Origin of the sequence: Actinopolyspora mortivallis (assembly GCF_003001495.1) — a bacterium.
GTDB lineage: Bacteria > Actinomycetota > Actinomycetes > Mycobacteriales > Pseudonocardiaceae > Actinopolyspora > Actinopolyspora mortivallis_A.
This window is the reverse complement of the sequence record NZ_PVSR01000053.1, coordinates 1-16890: the sequence shown is the minus strand read 5'-3', so window position 1 is coordinate 16890 and position 16890 is coordinate 1. Positions and strand designations below refer to the sequence as shown.

Sequence of the window (16890 nt, the reverse complement as noted above, 5' to 3'; positions counted from 1 at the left end):
CTCTCCGCCTGCTCCAACGGTCGGCCGGGTTGGGCCAGCAGCAGCCCCATCGTCTCGCCGAAGGTGATCAGTTCCGGGGCCACGGGGCCTCCTCGGGACGGAAGGGGTGGGTGGGGACGCCGCGCACGCCCGGGGTGACGCGGAACAGCGCCCCGGCCACCCCGTCGTCCGGGTCGTCGTTGCCCTGGCGGGAGGTGGTGACGTAGAGGGTCGCCAGATCCGGGCCGCCGAAGGCGCAGGCGGTCACCAGGGGGGTGGGGACCCGCACCCGGCAGAGCAGCCGCCCGTCCGGGGAGTAGCGGTGCACGGCGCCGCCCTGCCACAAAGCCACCCACAGGCATCCCTCGGCGTCCAGCGTCATCCCGTCGGGGTAGCCCACCTCGGGGGGAACGTGCACGGCGGGGCGCCGGTTGCGTGGTTCCCCGTCGCGTTCGTCCACGTCGAACCGGTCCACACGCCCGGTGGGGGTGTCCACGTAGTACGCCGTGGTGCCGTCCGGCGTCCAGACGAGCCCGTTGGAGATGGTCACTCCGTCGAGGACCGCGCTGGCGCGCAGCGCGCCGTCCAACCGCCACAGCGTCCCCCGCCCGGGGCTCTCGTCGTAGGCCATCGAGCCCGCGTAGAACCGGCCGAGCGCGTCGCACCCACCGTCGTTCATCCGGACGGACGGGTCACTCCACAGCGGGGGAAGGGACTCGGGGGTCTGTCTGCCCGGTCGCAGCAGCGCGAACCCGCGTTCCAGGGCCAGCACGAGGCCACCGCCGACCATCGGGCGGGCGACAGCGGCGACCGTGCCGAGCTTGGTGCGGGCGATGACGCCGCCCGGGGCCATGGTGAGCAGCTCCCCGGCGAGCATGTCCACCCAGTGCAGCTGGCCGGTCTCGGCGTTCCAGACCGGTCCTTCCCCGTGGTCGGTGCAGACCTCGGTCGCCTGCTCCGCCTCCAGTTGTGGCACTGCGGACTCGGCGGTCATTCGTCCTCCTCCGTCACGGACCGGGCCGCGAACGTGGCGCGCAGGTCGCGTTCGGTGCTGCGCAGGTGTCCGCGCATGGCGGCGGCCGCCCCCTCCGGGTCGCCGTCCCGCACCCGGTCGAGTATCTCGCGGTGTTGCTCGGCGGCCCGTTGGTGGGAGCCGCCCCGACGGTGGTGTCCGAGGTAGCTCACGGCCATGCTGTCGCGCAGGCTGCCCGCCAACGCGTCGATGAGCACGGTCAGCATCCGGTTTCCGGACGCGCGGGCGAGCAGCTGGTGGAAGCGCAGGTCCGCCTCGTGGTACTCGGCGTGCTCCTCGGCCCGGCGCATCGCCTCCGTGGCCTGCTCCAACGCGGCGATGTCCGCCGTGCCCGCGTTGCTGGCGGCCAGGGTGCTGGTCTGCACTTCGAGGCCGCGGCGGACCTCCAGCAGCTCGAAGACCGAACCCGGGCGGAAACGCAGCAGGGCGTTGAACACGTCGCCGATCTGCTCCCCGTCCGGCGTGGTCACCCGGGGGCGGCGTCCCTTGCGGATCTCCACCAGCCCCCGTGCCCGCAGCGCTCGGATCGCCTCGCGGACCGTGAGCCTGCTGACCTCCAGACGCGCCGCGAGTTCGGACTCGGAGGGAAGCAGCGCACCGACCTCGAACTGCTCGAAGATCATCTCTTCGAGTTCGGCCGCGGCGTCCCGGTTCCCGGTGGCCGCCTCGGGGTGGGTCATTCGTGTCCTCGCCCGCTCCTCGTGCTCCGGCGCTTCCGCCGAACGGAGGGCCAACGTATCAGATATGTTCGACCCGTCCAAGACGGGAACCGTCCCGGTGGCAGGAGAGGAAGTGTCGGAGAAGGCTCTCGTTTTCCCTCCTGAAAGCCGTGCCGGTTGCTCCGTCCGGCGCGTTGACGGCGACGAACGTGTCAGACAGAATCCCACCCTCGTGGCAGGGGTGACACGCGGCGACCGGGCGGGCCGCCCCGACAGGACGGAGGGAACGAGCATGCGAGTCACGGCCCTGGAGACCTTTCCGGTCCCACCACGGTGGCTGTTCGTCCGGGTCGCCACCGACGAGGGAATCGTCGGTTGGGGAGAACCCGTGGTCGAGGGTCGGGCGCACACCGTGGCCGCCGCCGTGGAGGAACTGTCCGAACTGCTCCTCGGCAGGGACCCGCTCGCCGTGGAGGACCACTGGCAGGTGATGACCAAGGCGGGTTTCTACCGGGGTGGGCCGGTGCTGTCCAGCGCGGTGGCCGGGATCGACCAGGCGCTGTGGGACATCGCGGGCAAGAGCTACGGGGTTCCCGTGTACCGGCTGTTGGGAGGCCCGGTTCGGGAACGGGTGCGGGTCTACCAGTGGATCGGTGGCGACGAGCCCTCCGAGGTGGCCGAGGCTGCGGCCGAGCAGGTCGAGGCCGGGTTCACCGCCGTGAAGATGAACGGCAGCGGCAGGCTGCGCCACATCGACACTCCCGCCGAGGTGGAGGCCGTGGTGGACCGGGTTGCGGCCGTGCGGGAGGCGATCGGGTGGCAGCGGGACGTGGCGGTGGACTTCCACGGACGGTTCTCCACCGCGATGGCCCGCAGGGTGCTTCCCAAGCTGGAACCGCTGCTTCCCCTGTTCGCCGAGGAGCCGGTGTTGCCGGAGCACACCGTCAGGGCGGGGGAGGTCGCGGCCGCCACCTCCGTACCCGTAGCGCTGGGGGAGCGGCTGTTCTCCCGGTGGGACTTCCGGGAGGTGCTGGGGTCCGGGATCGCGGTGGCCCAGCCCGACCTCTCCCACGCGGGCGGGATCTCCGAGGTGCGGCGGATCGCGGCCCTGGCCGAGGCCCACGACGTGACCGTGGCCCCCCACTGCCCGCTCGGCCCGATCGCGCTGGCCGCCAGTCTGCAGATCGCCTTCTGCACCCCGAACTTCCTCATCCAGGAGCAGAGCGGTGGGATCCACTACAACGTGGATTCCGATCTGCTGGACTACCTCGTCGACCCCACGCCGTTCCGTTTCGAGCGGGGACGGGCACGTGCCCCGCAGGGGCCCGGTCTGGGAATCGAGGTCGACGAGGCCGCCGTCCGCCGGGCGGCCGAGCGGGGACACCGCTGGCGCCCGCCGGTCTGGCGTGACGAGGACGGGGCGTTCGTGGAGTGGTGAACCGTCCTCACCGGACGCGGGGCCCCGTGGCGGCCAGCCTCCGCAGCGGTCCGGGAGCCAGTCGGGACAGCAGCAGCCCGGCCTTCGCCTCGAAGCCCACGGCGGTCACCGGGGTGGGGTGTTCGACGACCCGCAGCACGGCCGCGGCCACCCTGTCCGGGTGGAGGCCACGCAGCCGGTACAGCCCGGTGGCCCTGCGTCTGCGCCTGCGTTGCTCGGCGGGGGTTCCGCCGACGAAACGGGTGGAGGTGGGGATCGCGGTGTTCACGATCCCGGGCAGCACCGCGCTCACCGCGATGTCGTGTTCGGCCAGTTCCCCGTTGAGCCGTTCGGACAGGGCCGACACGGCGGCCTTGCCGGCGGAGTAGGCGGTGAGTCCCGGCAGGGGGACGTGGGCGGCGGCCGAGGAGATGTTGACGATCCGTCCCGCCTCGCCGCGTTCGATCATCCGGGGGGCGAAGGCGCGGCAGCCGTGCACGACTCCCCACAGGTTGGTGTCGAACACGCGTCGCAGGTCGGCCTCGTCGGTGTCCAGCAACGGGCCCGTCAGTCCGACCCCGGCGTTGTTCACCACCACGTCGGGGGTTCCGTGGTCCCGCTGGACGTCCTCGGCGAAACGGTGCATCGCCTCCCCGTCGGAGACGTCCACCGTGTACGCGGTGACCAGCCCCGCAGTGGGGGCTCGGCGGGCGGTGTCGGAGGCCGCCGAGCCGTCCACGTCGGCGGCGACCACCCGCGCCCCGTGGGCGGCGAAGGCCAGTGCCGTGGCCCGACCGATTCCGCTGCCCGCGCCGGTGACCACCACCAGCACGCCGGCGAACCGGCCCTTCTCGTGCGGGTCCGGCACGTGCCGGGGGGTGTCCTCCAGGCCGTCGACGAACTCGGCGGTGCGCCGGGCGACGAGTTCGGGACGCCGGGCGGGCAGCCAGTGTCCGCCCGTCACGCGGCGCACCCGTGGTCCGGGGACGCCGGCGGGAAGTTCGTCCTGCAACGCCGGGGTGACGAAGGCGTCGCGGGTGGGGGCCAGAACCTGGACCGGGACGGTGGTGCGGACGTGGGCCTGGTCTCCTCCGGGGGACATGTTCGCGCGGTAGAGCTCGAGCCCGGACACCGCGTCGGAGACACGGGGACGGCGGTTGCGGGCGCTGGCGTCCAGCCGTCCCATCAGCACCGGCAGCAGACCGCTGCGCCAGGTCAGTTCCGGCAGGCGGGGGAGGCGGAAGAACCCGATGTAGCCGGAGCGGCTCAGTTGTCGGAGCAGCTCGGACAGTCGGCGCGGGGTGGGAAGGCGCAGTCGCTGGCGTGTCCAGTGTGCCACGTGGTGCAGGTGCGGCCCGGAGATGCTGGTCAGCGAGTGGATCCTGCCCTCGACGGCCCGGTCGGTGAGTGTGTGCCAGGCCTGGATCGAGCCCCAGTCGTGGGCGAGCAGGTGCGCTCCCTTTCCGGGGCTGACCGCGTCGACCACCCGCACCAGGTCGTCGGTGAGGTGGTGGAGGCGGTAGCCCTCGCGGTCGGTGGGGGTGTCGGAGCTTCCCGCGCCGCGCACGTCGTAGGTGACCACGTGGTACCGCTCGGACAGCCGGGCGACGACCCCGTTCCAGAGGGAACGGTTGTCCGGGTAGCCGTGTACGCAGACGACGCAGGGGCGGGCGGGGTCGCCGTGTTCCTCGACCGTGAGCCGGAGACCGTCCTCGGTGGTCACCAGTCTGGTGGTGCTCATCTTCGCCGTCCTCGGGGCGTGGGGGACCGGGGCGTTGCCGGCGGCGTCCGGGACGACGCGCGGGCACCCGGCGACCTTTACTGTTACCAGCGGTAACGGATACTGGCAGTCGAGTCCTGCCGGCGCAAGGGGTCGGGCGACTGGTCGGAGGCCGGGCCGACCCGGAACTGGCGGGAGGTTCCCGAGAAGGACACCGTGCCGCCGAACGCCTGTTTGGCGTCGCCCCGGTGCACGATCCGGTAGAGGCCACCCGGTGTTCCCTCGGGGATCCGCCAGGTGATCGTGGCGGTGGAGGAGGCGATCCCGCTGCGTTCCCAGCGGTAGGTGGTCGACCAGTCCCCGTCGTCGGCCACGGTCCGCCATCCCGAGGCGGAGCGTCGTTGGACCAGCAGGAAGCTGTCTCCCCGACGGGGGTTGTTGTTCGGGTGCGCCGAGACGAACGCGACCCGGACCGACTCGCCCGCTCGGTACTGCCGGCGAGGTTCCCGCAGCACGTCCCCGAAGTTCCGGCCGGCCGGGGGAGCGTCGAGCACCACTCCGGGCTGCAACCGGACCCGCCCTCCTCGGGGGTTGTCCTCCGGGGAGGGGCCGGGCGCGCTCGGCTCGCCCGCGGCCATGTCGGAGGCCAGCCGGGCGAACTCCTGCTGGTAGGCGGGAAGCGACCAGCGGCCGAACATGGTGTGCCCACCCTCGTAGTCCTGTTGGTCGTACTCCTCCGGTGTGGTCAGGTACCCGGCGTAGTCGTTGGCGTAGCCCGCGACGAGCACGTTGTCCGGATCGGTGCCCAGCCGTCGTGCCACGGTGCGGCGCAGCCGCAGTCCTCCGACGATGCTGACCTCCTGGGGAAGCGCGGCCAGGTAGAGCTCGCCGACGCGCACCAGCTGGATCGGCAGTACGTGCGGCACCCAGCCCATCGGACCGACCGGCAACAGGATTTCTTTCGGTGCCTGCCGGGAACGCAGCTCGGGGGAGGCCCGGTACAGCGCTCGGCTGATCGTTCCGAAGAAGGGGTTGTTGCCCGCGCCCTCCTCGAAGAACGAGGGGCCGGGTCCGTCCTCGGCGCCGGCGGCGAAGGAGGCTCCCAGGGTGGCCGCGCAGGTGGTGTGCTCACGGCCGTCGCCGGTGAACGAGCCGTCCACGCGCGTGGCGGACATGTCCACCGTGCTCGCCCGGTGGTCGATCCGGCCGTGCACCGGGCGCGCGGCGTGTACCAGCTCCGCCGCCGCGGCGTACTGGCGCTGTCCGATGATCCTGGTGTTCGCGAACTCGTCGTCGGTGGGTCCGGTGCCGGGGCGCAGCTCCAGGTTGGGCGACATGTCGGCGGAGTTGGACTGTGCGAAGGCGGCCACGAAACCGGGGGAGGGCTCCCGGTAGTCCACTCCGGAGACCTCGCGTTCCCAGTGGTAGGCGGCGTAGCCTTTGTTGTCGCCGCTGATGAGCGTGTTGTCGGGGCTGAGACTGGTGGCGTGGGTGGCGAACCAGTTGACCACGCCCACGGTGCGGCCGGAGCGTTCGAGACACAGCAGCGTCGTGGTCGGGTCGATCGCGCCGGGGAAGTGACGTTTGTCCGCCACGGGGTTGCGTTCGAAGGCTCGCCGGGAGCGGTTCACGCTGGCGTCGGTGAGGGCGGCGCGGGCCAGGCGCAGCCGCCCCGGCGCGAGGTCGTCCTCGGCGCGGACGACGGAGTCGGTGATGCCCGCGACCAGGGACTCGAACGTGCCCGGCTGGAAGCCCAGTGTGGTGACGTTGTAGAGGGTGTGACAGGAGAAACCGCCCGGGCCCGCGTGGGTGTGGGTGGCGGTCAGCAGCAGGTTGCTCTGGGTGTAGCGGTCCCCGAGACGTTCGGACAGTCGTGCCAGCACCGCTTCGCGGACACAGCCGAAGATCATCCCCGCGTCCACGACCACGAGTGCGACCCGGCGGTCCGGGGCGTCGCGTTCGGCGATGGCGAAGGCCCGCGCCCGTTGGCGCTGGTGGATCCCGCTGGTGCGCTGCCCCAGCCGGGCGTAGCCCATCATCCCGTTCTCCGCGGCCTGGCCGGTCACGTCGGCGATGCCGCGTCCCAGCAGGTAGGGGTCCCGGCTCTCGGCCGAGGCGGAGGGTGTCGAGGCCGTACCCAGCAGTGTGGCCAGTCCCGCCTTCAGCAGGGGGCGGCGTCCGAGAGCGTCCGTGCTTTCCATGCTGCACCTCTGCGTGGTCGTTCGGACGCACCACGTTACCGATCTCCCCCGGAAAAGTGAATTTTGTTCGCACTATGGGGCGTCCCTCGACGGTGTATAAGAATATTTTTCTCTTATTGTCTTTTATGCAGGAAAATATTGCCTGATATCCGGATTCAGGGGTATGAATTCCTGAAGACGAGGAAGTCGTGGCCCACGGGAGGCTGACCATGACCGCACAGCCACAGGTGTCCGCCGAACTCTTCGACCCCTCCGGAACGAACGTGGTCGAACAACTGCGTTCCCGGGTGACCGGTGACCTGCTCGACGTGGTGGTGGACCTCGACTCCGGAACGGGATGCCGGATGCGGGACCTGCGCGACGGCACGGAGTACCTCGACATGACGATGTACTTCAGCTCCGCGCCCCTCGGACACGGTCACCCCGGGCTGCGCACTCCCGAGTTCGAGGCCGAACTGGTGCGCGCGGCGCGGACCAAACCGGCCAACCCGGACTTCGCCACGGTGCAACAGGCCCGTTTCGTCGACACACTGCGCCGCGTGTTCGGCGATCCCGCGCTGCCGTGGCTGTTCCTCATCGAGGGCGGCGGCCCCGCCGTGGAGAACGCGCTCAAGGTCGCCTTCGACTGGAAGACCAAGTACAACGCGCGGCGTGGCGTCGCCGTGCGCGGCTGCCGGGCCATGCACCTGGAGTGGGCCTTCCACGGACGCACCGGCTACACCATGTCGCTGACCAACACCGACCCCCGCAAGGTCCGCGACTATCCGAAGTTCGACTGGCCCCGCGTGCCCAGCCCCGCCGTCGATCCCGGCTCCGAGGACTGGGAACGCGCCGAACTGCTGCCGTCCGAGCGCCACGCCCTGGATGCGGCGGAAGCCGCCTTCACCCGGTACGGCGACGAGGTGGCCTGCTTCGTCTACGAGCCCGTCCAGGGGGAGGGCGGAGACCGGCACCTGCGCCCGGCCTTCCTGCGTGAGATGCAGCGCATGTGCCGGGAACAGGGGGTGCTGACCATCGCCGACGAGGTCCAGAGCGGTGGTGGGCTGACCGGGTACCCGTGGGCGCACCAGGCGCTCGGGCTGGAACCGGACCTGGTCGCCTTCGGCAAACGACTCCAGGTCTGCGGAGTGCTGGGCGGCAGGAGGGTCGACGAGATCCCGGACAACGCCTTCCGGGAACCCAGCAGGATCAGCTCCACCTGGGGCGGTTCGCTGGTGGACATGGTGCGGGCCACCAGGATCCTGGAGGTGGTCGAGGAGGAGCGCCTGCTGGAGCACGCCTCCCGGATGGGCGAGCTGCTGCTCTCCGAACTGCGGGGGCTGGCCGCCGAGTTCCCCGGCTTGGTGAGCGCTGCCCGGGGACGCGGTCTGATGGCCGCCGTGGACTTCCCGGACGCGAACACCCGGGACCGGGTCGTGGACCTGGTCCGCCGGAGGCACCGGACGATCTTCCTGCCCTGCGGCCCGCGTTCGCTGCGCTGGCGCCCGGCACTCTCGGTGCGGCCCGAGGAGCTCACCGACGCCGTGGTGGCGCTGCGCAAGACGCTCTCCGAGTTGGACTGACGCCCGGGGCCGTGGTCGGCGCTCGCCCGGCACGGTCCCTCACGGGCCGTGGCCGGGCGGGACGGTGGCGACGCCCGCCGCGTGGTCGCCGACTCAGCGCCACGAGGGCAGCCAGAGTTCGGCCTGCCAGCGTGCCTCGGTGATGGGGAATCCGTTCAGGATCGGCCACAACCACACGAAGTTGGCCACCACCAGTCCGACGTAGAGCGCCACGGCCAGCATCCCCGTCCTCCGCCGTTCGACGGAGGCACCGGCCGGGCCGAGCACCTCCCCCAGGACCAGCACGATCCCCAGCACGAGGAACGGGGCGAGCGGGGTGGCGTAGAAGTAGTACATCTGCCGGTCCAGGTTGGTGAACCACGGCAGGTACCCCGCGCAGTAGCCGACCAGCACCGCGGCGTAGCGCCAGTCCGTGCCGGCGACGGCCCGCCACACGGCCCACCCGGCCACCGGCAGGGCCAACCACCACAGCGCCGGGGTGCCGAGCAGCATGGCGGCCTGGACGCAGTCACCCTGACCGCACCCCGGCAGGCCGGACTCGTAGTAGTACAGCATCGGACGCATGCCCATCGGCCAGGCCCAGGGCTTGGACTCCCACGGGTGGGGGTCGTCGCCGGTGACCAGGTGGACGTGGAAGTCCAGCACGTTGAGGTGGTAGTACAGCAACGAACGGAGCATGTCCGGCAGGAAACCGAACCCCACGTCCTCGGCCACGGAGGCCGCGTGCCGGTCGGTGGCGGTCTCGCTGGCGTACCATCCGGCCCAGGTGGAGAAGTAGACTCCCAGCGCCAGCACCACCAGGGAACCGAAGGCGGGCACGGCGTCCCGCAGCAGCGCGCCGAGCCACGGCCTGCGCACTCCGGCGGTGCTGCGTGCCAGGGCGTCCCACACCAGGCTCAGCAGCGCGAACGCCGCCACGTAGTAGATACCGCTCCACTTCACCCCGCAGGCCAGCCCCAGCAGCACCCCGGCGCCGAAGCGCCACCAGCGGAAGCCGAGGCGGGGACCGAACACCGAGTCGTCCACCCGGTGCTCGGTGACCACCAGGGCCATCCTGGCGCGAACCCGGTCGCGGTCGACCAGCAGGCAGCCGAACGCGGCCAGCACGAACAGGGCGTGGAAGACGTCGAGCATCCCCACGCGGGACTGCACGTGGCTGAGCCCGTCGCAGATCAGCAGGATCCCGGCCAGGGCGCCCAGCAGGGTCGAGCGGGTCATCCGACGGGTGATCCTGATGATCAGCAGCACCATCAGGGTGCCCGCCAGCGCGGCGCTCACCCGCCATCCCCAGGGGGTGTAGCCGAACAACCACTCACCGACGGCGATGAGCTGTTTGCCCACCGGGGGATGGGCCACCAGCTCGTAGCCGGGGTTGTCCTCGAACCCCCCGTTGCGCAGCATCTGCCACGCCTGGGGGACGTAGTGCTTCTCGTCGAAGATCGGGGTGCCCTCGTCGGTGGCGTGGCCGAGACGCCAGAAACGCACCACCCCCGCCAGCAGGGTGAGCACCAGGGTGACGATCCACCCCCGCAGGCGGTCCGTCGGCTCGCGCGGCCACAGTGCCCGGATCCGGTTGTGCTCTCCCGGGTACCGCACCGGCGGAACCTGTCCGTCGCGGACCACTTCGGCGCGGACGGAGTTGCCACCGGAGCTCGGCACGAGGACGTTCACACCCAAATCGTATGGTGGTCGCTGTGACTGACGAATCCGGATCGGGGACGCTGCTGCTCGCGGCCACTCCCCTGGGGGACGCCCGGGACGCCTCGCCACGACTGGCCGAGGCCCTGGCCACGGCGGAGGTGGTGGCCGCCGAGGACACCAGGCGGATCCGCGCGCTGGCCACGGCCCTGGAGGTCGTCCCACGGGGCAGGGTGCTCAGTTACTACGACGCGGTGGAGGCGGCCCGCGAACCCGCCCTGCTGGAGGCCCTGCGTGGTGGGGACACGGTGCTGTTGGTCACCGACGCGGGAATGCCCAGCGTCTCCGACCCCGGGTACCGGCTGGTCGCGGCCTGCGCGGCCGAAGGGCTGCACGTGACCTGCCTGCCGGGGCCGAGCGCGGTCACCACGGCACTGGCTCTGTCCGGGCTGCCCTCGGACCGGTTCTGCTTCGAGGGGTTCCCGCCCCGCAAGCAGGGGCCGCGCCGTCGTTGGCTGGCCGAGTTGGTCACCGAGCGGCGGACGTGCGTGTTCTTCGAGGCCCCGCACCGGTTGGTGGCCACCCTGAACGACGCGGTCGAGGTGCTCGGCGCGGAACGGGACGCCGCGGTCTGCCGCGAGTTGACCAAGACCTACGAGCAGGTTCGTCGCGGGAGCCTGGCCGAGCTCGCCGAGTGGGCCTCCTCGGGGGTGCGGGGGGAGATCACCGTGGTGCTGGCCGGCGCGGAGCGGGCGGGACCGACCGACCCGGCCGAGCTGGTCGAGCAGGTGGAACGGCGTGCCGCCTCCGGGGTGCGGCTCAAGGACGCGGTCGCCGAGGTCGCCGAGCTGACCGGGGTGCGCAAGAAGGAGCTCTACGAGGCGGTGCTGACCGCGCGCGGCTGAGACCAGGCGATATCGTGGGCGACCATGGACGTCCGGGTCATCGATCATCCCCTGGCCAAAGCCCGCCTGTCGACGATGCGGGACGCGCGGACCGACAACGCGACCTTCCGCGCGGCGTTGCAGGAGCTCACGTTGATGCTGCTCTACGAGGCCATCCGGGACGGCGAGGTGGCCGAGGAGGTCATCCACACTCCTGTCGCGCGCACCACGGGGTACCGTCTGGCCAACCCGCCGCTGCTGGTTCCGGTGCTGCGGGCCGGCTTGGGGATGGCCGACCAGGCGCACCGGCTGATCCCGGAGGCCCGGATGGGGTTCATCGGTCTCTCCCGGGACGAGCGGACCCTGCGGCCGACCCCCTACCTGGAGTCCCTGCCCGACGACCTGTCCGGCTGCCCGGTGATGGTGCTCGATCCGATGCTGGCCACCGGGGGGTCGATGGTGTACACGATCAATCTGCTGCACCAGCGGGGAGCCACCGACATCACCGCGATATGCACCCTGGCGGCGCCGGAGGGCATCGACCGGTTGTCCGAGTCCGGGCTGCCGGTGCGGTTGGTGACGGCCAGTGTGGACGACAGGCTCAACGAGTCCGGGTTCATCGTCCCCGGACTCGGTGACGCGGGGGACCGGGAGTACGGGCCGCGTTAGCCCTCGGCACCGTCCCCGGTCTCGGGGGTGTGTTCCCGTTCGGTGGTGTTCCGGGGCCGGACCGGACGCCAGTACTGGCGTTTCCGTTTTCCCTCACGGACGACCACCCCGAGTTCGCCCAGTTGCTCGCGGAGTTGTTCGGCGTCCTGTCGGTCGTCCTTCTCCAGGGCCCGCGCGCGGGCCCGCAGCAGCGCGTCGGCGCCTGCGGGCAGGTCGGGAAGTCCTTCCACCCAGCGGCGGTACTCGTCCTCGTGGGGGTCGCCCTCCTCGCACCACCCGTAACCGTGGGCGCGGAAGGCCGCCCGGAAGCGTCGTCGGTCCACCTCGTCGCCGACGCGCACCAGTTCCCTGTCGTCCGTGCCGAGCAGCACGAGCTGTTTTCTGTCCACGAAGGCCGTCTCGATCCGGCCGCGGTGGAACGTCCGGCTCCGCTCACCGTGCAGGATCGTGACCTCCTCGTCGGAGACGAGGGCTTTCACCTGGTCGCGCAGGAACAGGTGGGCCACCACGGCTCCCGCCAGGGCGCCCACGGCGAGGACGCCCAGTGTGACCTGTGGTTCCGGCAGCGAGGTGACCAGTTCGAACACTCCCTGGAACGGGAACCAGGCGAGTTCGGTGATCGGGCCGGCGAGAGTCTCGGCTCCCCACAGCACGGCCGCGCCGACCAGGGGGAAGCAGCTCCAGGCCAGTATCCGTTCGGTCCGGGAGGGACCGGCGAAGGACACGGTGTCCGGCCGGGGTGGGAGGGATGACACGGTGTTCCTCGTCTTCTCACGATCGGGTGCGCTCGTCTCGGCATGCCGGTTGCTCGGCTGCCGTCCAGGGTAGGCATCGTCCGGCGGTGTGGGGGGCGTTTTCGGTCTTTCCCCGAGGAATCGGGACGACACGCTCCCTCGTGATGCCGCCGAACGGGTGAGAAAGTGGTTCATACCTTGACCGAATATGGTCTAGACCACACGCTGTGGGGCGTCCCGCAACGACCGAACGGGAGTGCCCGATGGCTGTGAAACCACGCTCCACATGGCGATTACCGGCCCTGGCCGCCGGAACGGCGCTGTTCACCGGTCTGCTGGCGGCCCCGGCCACCGCCACGGACGGCGCCGAACCCGCGCGAGGCGTTCCTGCGGCGGAGGACTCCGTGGCGGAGAACGTCGCGGAGGACGGCGGCCGCAAGGTCGGCTACTTCACCCAGTGGTCGATCTACGACCGCCAGTTCTACGTCAAGGACCTGGTCACCTCCGGAACGGCGGAGAAACTGACCCACATCAACTACGCGTTCGGCAACCTGGACTCATCCGGGCAGTGCTTCACCGGAAACCAGGCGGGCGAGGCCGACGCGTGGGCCGACTACCAGAAGCGGTTCTCCGCGGCGAACTCCGTCGACGGGGTCGGCGACACCTGGGACCAGCCCCTGGCGGGCAACCTCAACCAGCTCAAAGAGCTCAAGGAGATGTACCCGCACCTCAAGGTCTACATCTCCCTCGGAGGTTGGTCGTGGTCCGACGACTTCCACACCGCAGCGGCCACCCCGCAGTCCCGTGCCCAGCACGTGGAGTCCTGCATCGACATGTGGCTGCGCGGCAACCTGCCCAAGATCGGAGGAGCTCCCCAGGGCGGGGAGGGCGTCGCCGAGGGCATCTTCGACGGGGTCGACATCGACTGGGAGTGGCCCGCCTCCGAGGGCGGTCCCGGAAACGTCGTGGACCCCGCCGACAAGGAGAACTACACCGCGCTGCTGCGGGAGTGGCGCGGACAGCTCGACGAGCTGGAGGTCGAGACCGGACGCGAGTACGACCTGACGGCCTTCCTGCCCGCCTCCCCCGAGAAGATCGACGCGGGCTTCGAGGTGAACAAGATCTTCGACTCGCTGACCTTCGCCACCGTGCAGGGCTACGACCTGCACGGCGCCTACGAGGAGACCACCAACCACCAGTCCGCGCTGTACAGCCCGCAGGGTGATCCCTCACCGGAGAGGTTCAGCATCGACCAGACCATGGACACCTACCTGGCGCGAGGTGCCCCGGCCGACGAACTGGTCCTCGGCGTGCCCTTCTACGGACGCGGCTGGACCGGTGTCCCGGACCGCAACAACGGCCTCTTCCAGCCCTCGACTGGCCCGGCCCCGGCCACCTACGAGGACGGCTACGAGGACTACAAGGCCCTCAAGCAGCAGCTGGACCGCTACACCCTGCACCGGGACGAACAGGCCGGGTTCGCCTGGCTGTTCGACGGCAACACCTTCTGGACCTTCGACGACCCGGTCGAGATCGCGCGCAAGATGGACTACGTCAACGACCACGGTCTCGGCGGAGCCATGATCTGGTCGCTGGACGGGGACACCCCGGACGGTGAGCTCATGACCGCCATAGACCGCAACCTGAACTGACACCGCACGCGCGGACTCCCGCCGTGGCGGGATCCGCGTCGAGCCCCCGGCGCACCGTCCCTCCGCGCCGGGGGCCTTCCCCTGTCGACAGCGCGTGTCGGACGGAACTCACTCGGTGTAGGGATGTTGTTGACCCGGGCTTCGCGTTGCCGGTGGCGTCCGTTTCGCCTGGCTCATGTCAAGCTGTGCGTGTGCTATCACGACACAACATCCTCCGCACGACCGCCCTCGCCGCGATAGTCGGAGGGACCGTCTACCGCAGTGTGCGCACTCTGCGGAAGGCGCGTTCCATCCTGCCGTTGGGGCAGGAGCCGTCGGAGACCGTGCTCCCCCCGACCGTCACAGTGGTGGTACCCGCCCGCAACGAGGAAGCGGTACTGGACGACTGCCTGCGGGGCATCCGGGGGCAGACCTACGGCTCCGTGCAGGGCAACGGTTCCCCCGCCCTGCGGGTGGTGGTCGTCGACGACGGATCCACCGACCGCACCGGCGAGATAGCCGAACGGCACGCCGCCGAGGACCCGCGGGTGCGGGTGGTACGCAGCGACGGCCCACCGGCCGGGTGGAGCGGCAAGGTCCACGCGATGCACATCGGGGTGGAGGCGGCCGGAGAGCCCGAGGCGGGCGAGTGGCTGCTGTTCGTCGACGCCGACACCGTGCTCGCCCCGGAGCTGCTGGGCAGGCTGCTCGGCACCGCTGAGCAGGCCGAGGCCGACCTGGTGTCCACACCCGGAGGACCGCCCGAGAACAGCTCGGCGAGCTGGCCGGTGCTGATGCCGGCGGGACTGCAGATGATCGGGGAGAACGCCGACCCCATGGGGCGGGGAGGCAAGGCCTTCGCCATCGGACACTGCATCCTGATGCGCCGCTCGCACTACGAGAAGATCGGCGGATGGGAGGCGCTGTCCGGAAGGCGCAACGAGGACATCGCCATCGCCACGGCCGTGCGCGACCACGGTGGGATCACCAGGGTCGTCGAGGGGCTCTCGTACGTGACCACCAGCGGGATGGACCCCTTCCGACAGGGATGGGACTCCTTCCGCAAGAGCTTCGTCGCGGGCACCCACGGCTCGTTGCCCCTGCTGCTCGGGGCCGGTCTCGGACAGATCGCCCTCTGTCTGGCCTCCCCCGCGGTGCTGGTGTCGGGACTGCGGGGTGCGGACCCCGCTCGGATCGCGCTGGGGGCGATCGGTTGGGGCGCTCAGAGCCTCGCCCACCTGCGTACGGCGCGGGTGATGCACGCCAACCCGGTGCTGGCTCCGCTCGCCCCGTTCACCAACGCCGTGTTCGGCGGTGTGCTGCTGCACGGTGCCGTGGAGGTGGCACGGGGCGCGACGAGCTGGAAGGGCCGAGCGGCCCGGTTCTGAAAGCCGCGGGAACTCGGCAGTCGGTTTCCCGCGGCGCACGCCCCGGTCCGGGTCACCGGGGACGAGGCGACGTCGCGAACCACGTCGAGATCGCGTTCTCGGAACACGGAACTCCGTGGGAAACACGTCCCACTCTGGGCACTGTATGCTTTCTTTTCGTTACTTTCCGTGTTTCCAGTGTTCTCCGTCTCCGCCCTTGTCCGGTGTGCGCATCCGGGTCCACAGAACCCCGTGCGGTCCTCACCGGACGGTTGGGGAGAACGACGGGCCGTGACGCTCGCGCCGCATCCGTCGACGTCCGGTAACGGAGATGGCGCGAACGGGGCAGTGGTGTCCCCGGAAATTTCCTGCTAACGGATCAGAACGAATCCCGGTCGCCTTGGTTAGTGTCCGGTGCTGAACCTCGTTCCGGCAGGGAACGAGCAGGATCGTTTCGGTCGAATCGCTTCGGCCCGGGGGTTTTTCGGTTCTCACCGTTTCCCCGTACGCGCGTCCCGGAGGGAGGTGGATTTCCGTGGAGACGAAGACCGTGCACAACAATCCGGACGGTTCCGGAGGGAACGGACCCGTCGGCGTGCGGATCTCGCTGGCATGAGTCCGCGCGGATGGGGCGGGAGCCCGCCCCATCCGCCCACCTCTTCGAACCGGGAGACGACGGTGGAAATCACGCTGGTCAACATGCCGTGGGCCTCCCTGGATTATCCTTCGCTGGCCTGCGGGATCCTCAAGTCCGCTGTGGAGTCCACCCCGGACGGTCCGTACTCCGTACGGGTGCTGAACGCGAACCTGGACTTCTTCGACTGGCTGCACGAACGCATGGGGCTGGGGGTGCACGACTACGACTTCTTCTCCCTGGAGTCCTACTTCCAGGGCTGTGGGGACTGGGTCTTCTCCGCCGCGTTGTACGGGCACACGAGCTGGCGCGTGGCCGAGTTCCGGCGACGTCGTGCGCCGGAACTGCCCGCCGAACGGCTGGAGCTGTGCGAACGTCTCCAACCCGGCGCGGCCGAGTGGATCGGGGAGTACGCCGCCGAGCTGGCCCGCACGTGTGGTCGGATCGTCGGGTTCACCACCACGTTCCAGCAGAACACCGCCTCGCTGGCCCTCGCCGCGGAACTGCGCAGACTGCGCCCCGACGTGCGGGTCGTGCTGGGCGGGGCGAACTGCGACGGGGCGCAGGGCGCTGCCTGGCACCGCAACTTCCGGTGTGTCGACTACGTGGTCCGTGGGGAGGGGGAGGTCGCCTTCCCCGGCCTGCTCGAACGGATGGACCGGTCGGAGGAGCTCTCCGGAGTGCCGGGGCTGTGCTGGCGTGACCGGTCGGGACAGTCGGTCGTCAACCCCATGACCGCCACCCCGCTGGACCCCTCCCGGA

13 protein-coding genes are annotated in these 16890 nt (G+C 70.5%); 7 read left to right on the top strand and 6 right to left on the bottom strand.

Annotated elements, in window-relative coordinates; all coding sequences use genetic code 11:
• Positions 1–67 precede the first annotated feature (67 nt).
• Together CEP50_RS18540 and CEP50_RS18535 are read right to left on the bottom strand one after the other, a co-directional pair.
• Positions 68–973, bottom strand: a complete 906-nt coding sequence (locus CEP50_RS18540; protein WP_181188451.1) for an SMP-30/gluconolactonase/LRE family protein — start codon at positions 971–973, stop codon at positions 68–70.
• Complete coding sequence (locus CEP50_RS18535) at positions 970–1692, bottom strand: FadR/GntR family transcriptional regulator (RefSeq protein ID WP_106115209.1); 723 nt, start codon at positions 1690–1692, stop codon at positions 970–972. Before CEP50_RS18535 ends, CEP50_RS18540 begins: the two co-directional genes overlap by 4 nt.
• A 271-nt stretch (positions 1693–1963) precedes the next feature.
• On the opposite strand from CEP50_RS18535, the gene dgoD reads away from it, so the two are divergent.
• Positions 1964–3109 carry a galactonate dehydratase gene (dgoD, locus tag CEP50_RS18530; protein ID WP_106115208.1) on the top strand — a complete coding sequence of 382 codons (1146 nt, stop codon included), beginning with the start codon at positions 1964–1966 and terminating at the stop codon, positions 3107–3109.
• A gap of 7 nt (positions 3110–3116) precedes the next feature.
• Here dgoD and CEP50_RS18525 read toward each other — a convergent pair whose 3' ends face one another.
• Entirely contained in the window at positions 3117–4829 is a 1713-nt protein-coding gene (locus tag CEP50_RS18525; RefSeq protein WP_106115207.1) for an SDR family oxidoreductase, read from the bottom strand.
• A gap of 83 nt (positions 4830–4912) precedes the next feature.
• On the bottom strand, positions 4913–7009 hold the full coding sequence (locus tag CEP50_RS18520; RefSeq protein ID WP_106115206.1) for a neutral/alkaline ceramidase: 2097 nt from the start codon (positions 7007–7009) through the stop codon (positions 4913–4915).
• A gap of 209 nt (positions 7010–7218) precedes the next feature.
• Between CEP50_RS18520 and lat the strand changes: the two genes are divergently transcribed.
• Entirely contained in the window at positions 7219–8571 is a 1353-nt protein-coding gene (lat, locus tag CEP50_RS18515; protein ID WP_258175408.1) for an L-lysine 6-transaminase, read from the top strand.
• Between the two features lie 93 nt (positions 8572–8664).
• On the opposite strand, the gene CEP50_RS18510 is transcribed toward lat, so the two are convergent.
• Complete coding sequence (locus tag CEP50_RS18510) at positions 8665–10242, bottom strand: dolichyl-phosphate-mannose--protein mannosyltransferase (protein WP_106115204.1); 1578 nt, start codon at positions 10240–10242, stop codon at positions 8665–8667.
• Between the two features lie 11 nt (positions 10243–10253).
• Here CEP50_RS18510 and rsmI point away from each other — a divergent pair, with 11 nt between their 5' ends.
• Both rsmI and upp read left to right on the top strand, forming a co-directional pair.
• Positions 10254–11114 (top strand): 16S rRNA (cytidine(1402)-2'-O)-methyltransferase, encoded by an 861-nt coding sequence (gene rsmI, locus CEP50_RS18505; protein WP_181188450.1) that lies wholly within the window; start codon positions 10254–10256, stop codon positions 11112–11114.
• A 24-nt stretch (positions 11115–11138) separates the two neighbouring features.
• Entirely contained in the window at positions 11139–11762 is a 624-nt protein-coding gene (gene upp, locus CEP50_RS18500; RefSeq protein WP_106115203.1) for a uracil phosphoribosyltransferase, read from the top strand.
• On the opposite strand, the gene CEP50_RS18495 is transcribed toward upp, so the two are convergent.
• Positions 11759–12517, bottom strand: coding sequence for a YqeB family protein (locus CEP50_RS18495; protein ID WP_146134856.1), 759 nt, complete (start codon positions 12515–12517; stop codon positions 11759–11761). The genes upp and CEP50_RS18495 overlap by 4 nt on opposite strands.
• A gap of 242 nt (positions 12518–12759) precedes the next feature.
• Here CEP50_RS18495 and CEP50_RS18490 point away from each other — a divergent pair, with 242 nt between their 5' ends.
• The 3 genes from CEP50_RS18490 to CEP50_RS18480 all read left to right on the top strand — a co-directional run.
• A complete protein-coding gene (locus CEP50_RS18490) occupies positions 12760–14148 on the top strand; it encodes a glycoside hydrolase family 18 protein (RefSeq protein WP_106115201.1) in 1389 nt (462 codons plus the stop codon).
• A gap of 191 nt (positions 14149–14339) precedes the next feature.
• Positions 14340–15515 carry a glycosyltransferase gene (locus tag CEP50_RS18485; RefSeq protein WP_258175407.1) on the top strand — a complete coding sequence of 392 codons (1176 nt, stop codon included), beginning with the start codon at positions 14340–14342 and terminating at the stop codon, positions 15513–15515.
• Positions 15516–16172: 657 nt separating this feature from the next.
• A partial coding sequence (locus CEP50_RS18480; protein WP_181188449.1) for a cobalamin-dependent protein occupies positions 16173–16890 on the top strand: 718 nt, incomplete at its 3' end.

Bases quoted from the DNA above. Each gene is read 5' to 3' on its own strand.
- CEP50_RS18540 (WP_181188451.1), bottom strand. From the start codon at position 973: ATGACCGCCGAGTCCGCAGTGCCACAACTGGAGGCGGAGCAGGCGACC.
- CEP50_RS18535 (WP_106115209.1), bottom strand. From the start codon at position 1,692: ATGACCCACCCCGAGGCGGCCACCGGGAACCGGGACGCCGCGGCCGAA.
- dgoD (WP_106115208.1), top strand. From the start codon at position 1,964: ATGCGAGTCACGGCCCTGGAGACCTTTCCGGTCCCACCACGGTGGCTG.
- CEP50_RS18525 (WP_106115207.1), bottom strand. From the start codon at position 4,829: ATGAGCACCACCAGACTGGTGACCACCGAGGACGGTCTCCGGCTCACG.
- CEP50_RS18520 (WP_106115206.1), bottom strand. From the start codon at position 7,009: ATGGAAAGCACGGACGCTCTCGGACGCCGCCCCCTGCTGAAGGCGGGA.
- lat (WP_258175408.1), top strand. From the start codon at position 7,219: ATGACCGCACAGCCACAGGTGTCCGCCGAACTCTTCGACCCCTCCGGA.
- rsmI (WP_181188450.1), top strand. From the start codon at position 10,254: ATGGTGGTCGCTGTGACTGACGAATCCGGATCGGGGACGCTGCTGCTC.
- upp (WP_106115203.1), top strand. From the start codon at position 11,139: ATGGACGTCCGGGTCATCGATCATCCCCTGGCCAAAGCCCGCCTGTCG.
- CEP50_RS18490 (WP_106115201.1), top strand. From the start codon at position 12,760: ATGGCTGTGAAACCACGCTCCACATGGCGATTACCGGCCCTGGCCGCC.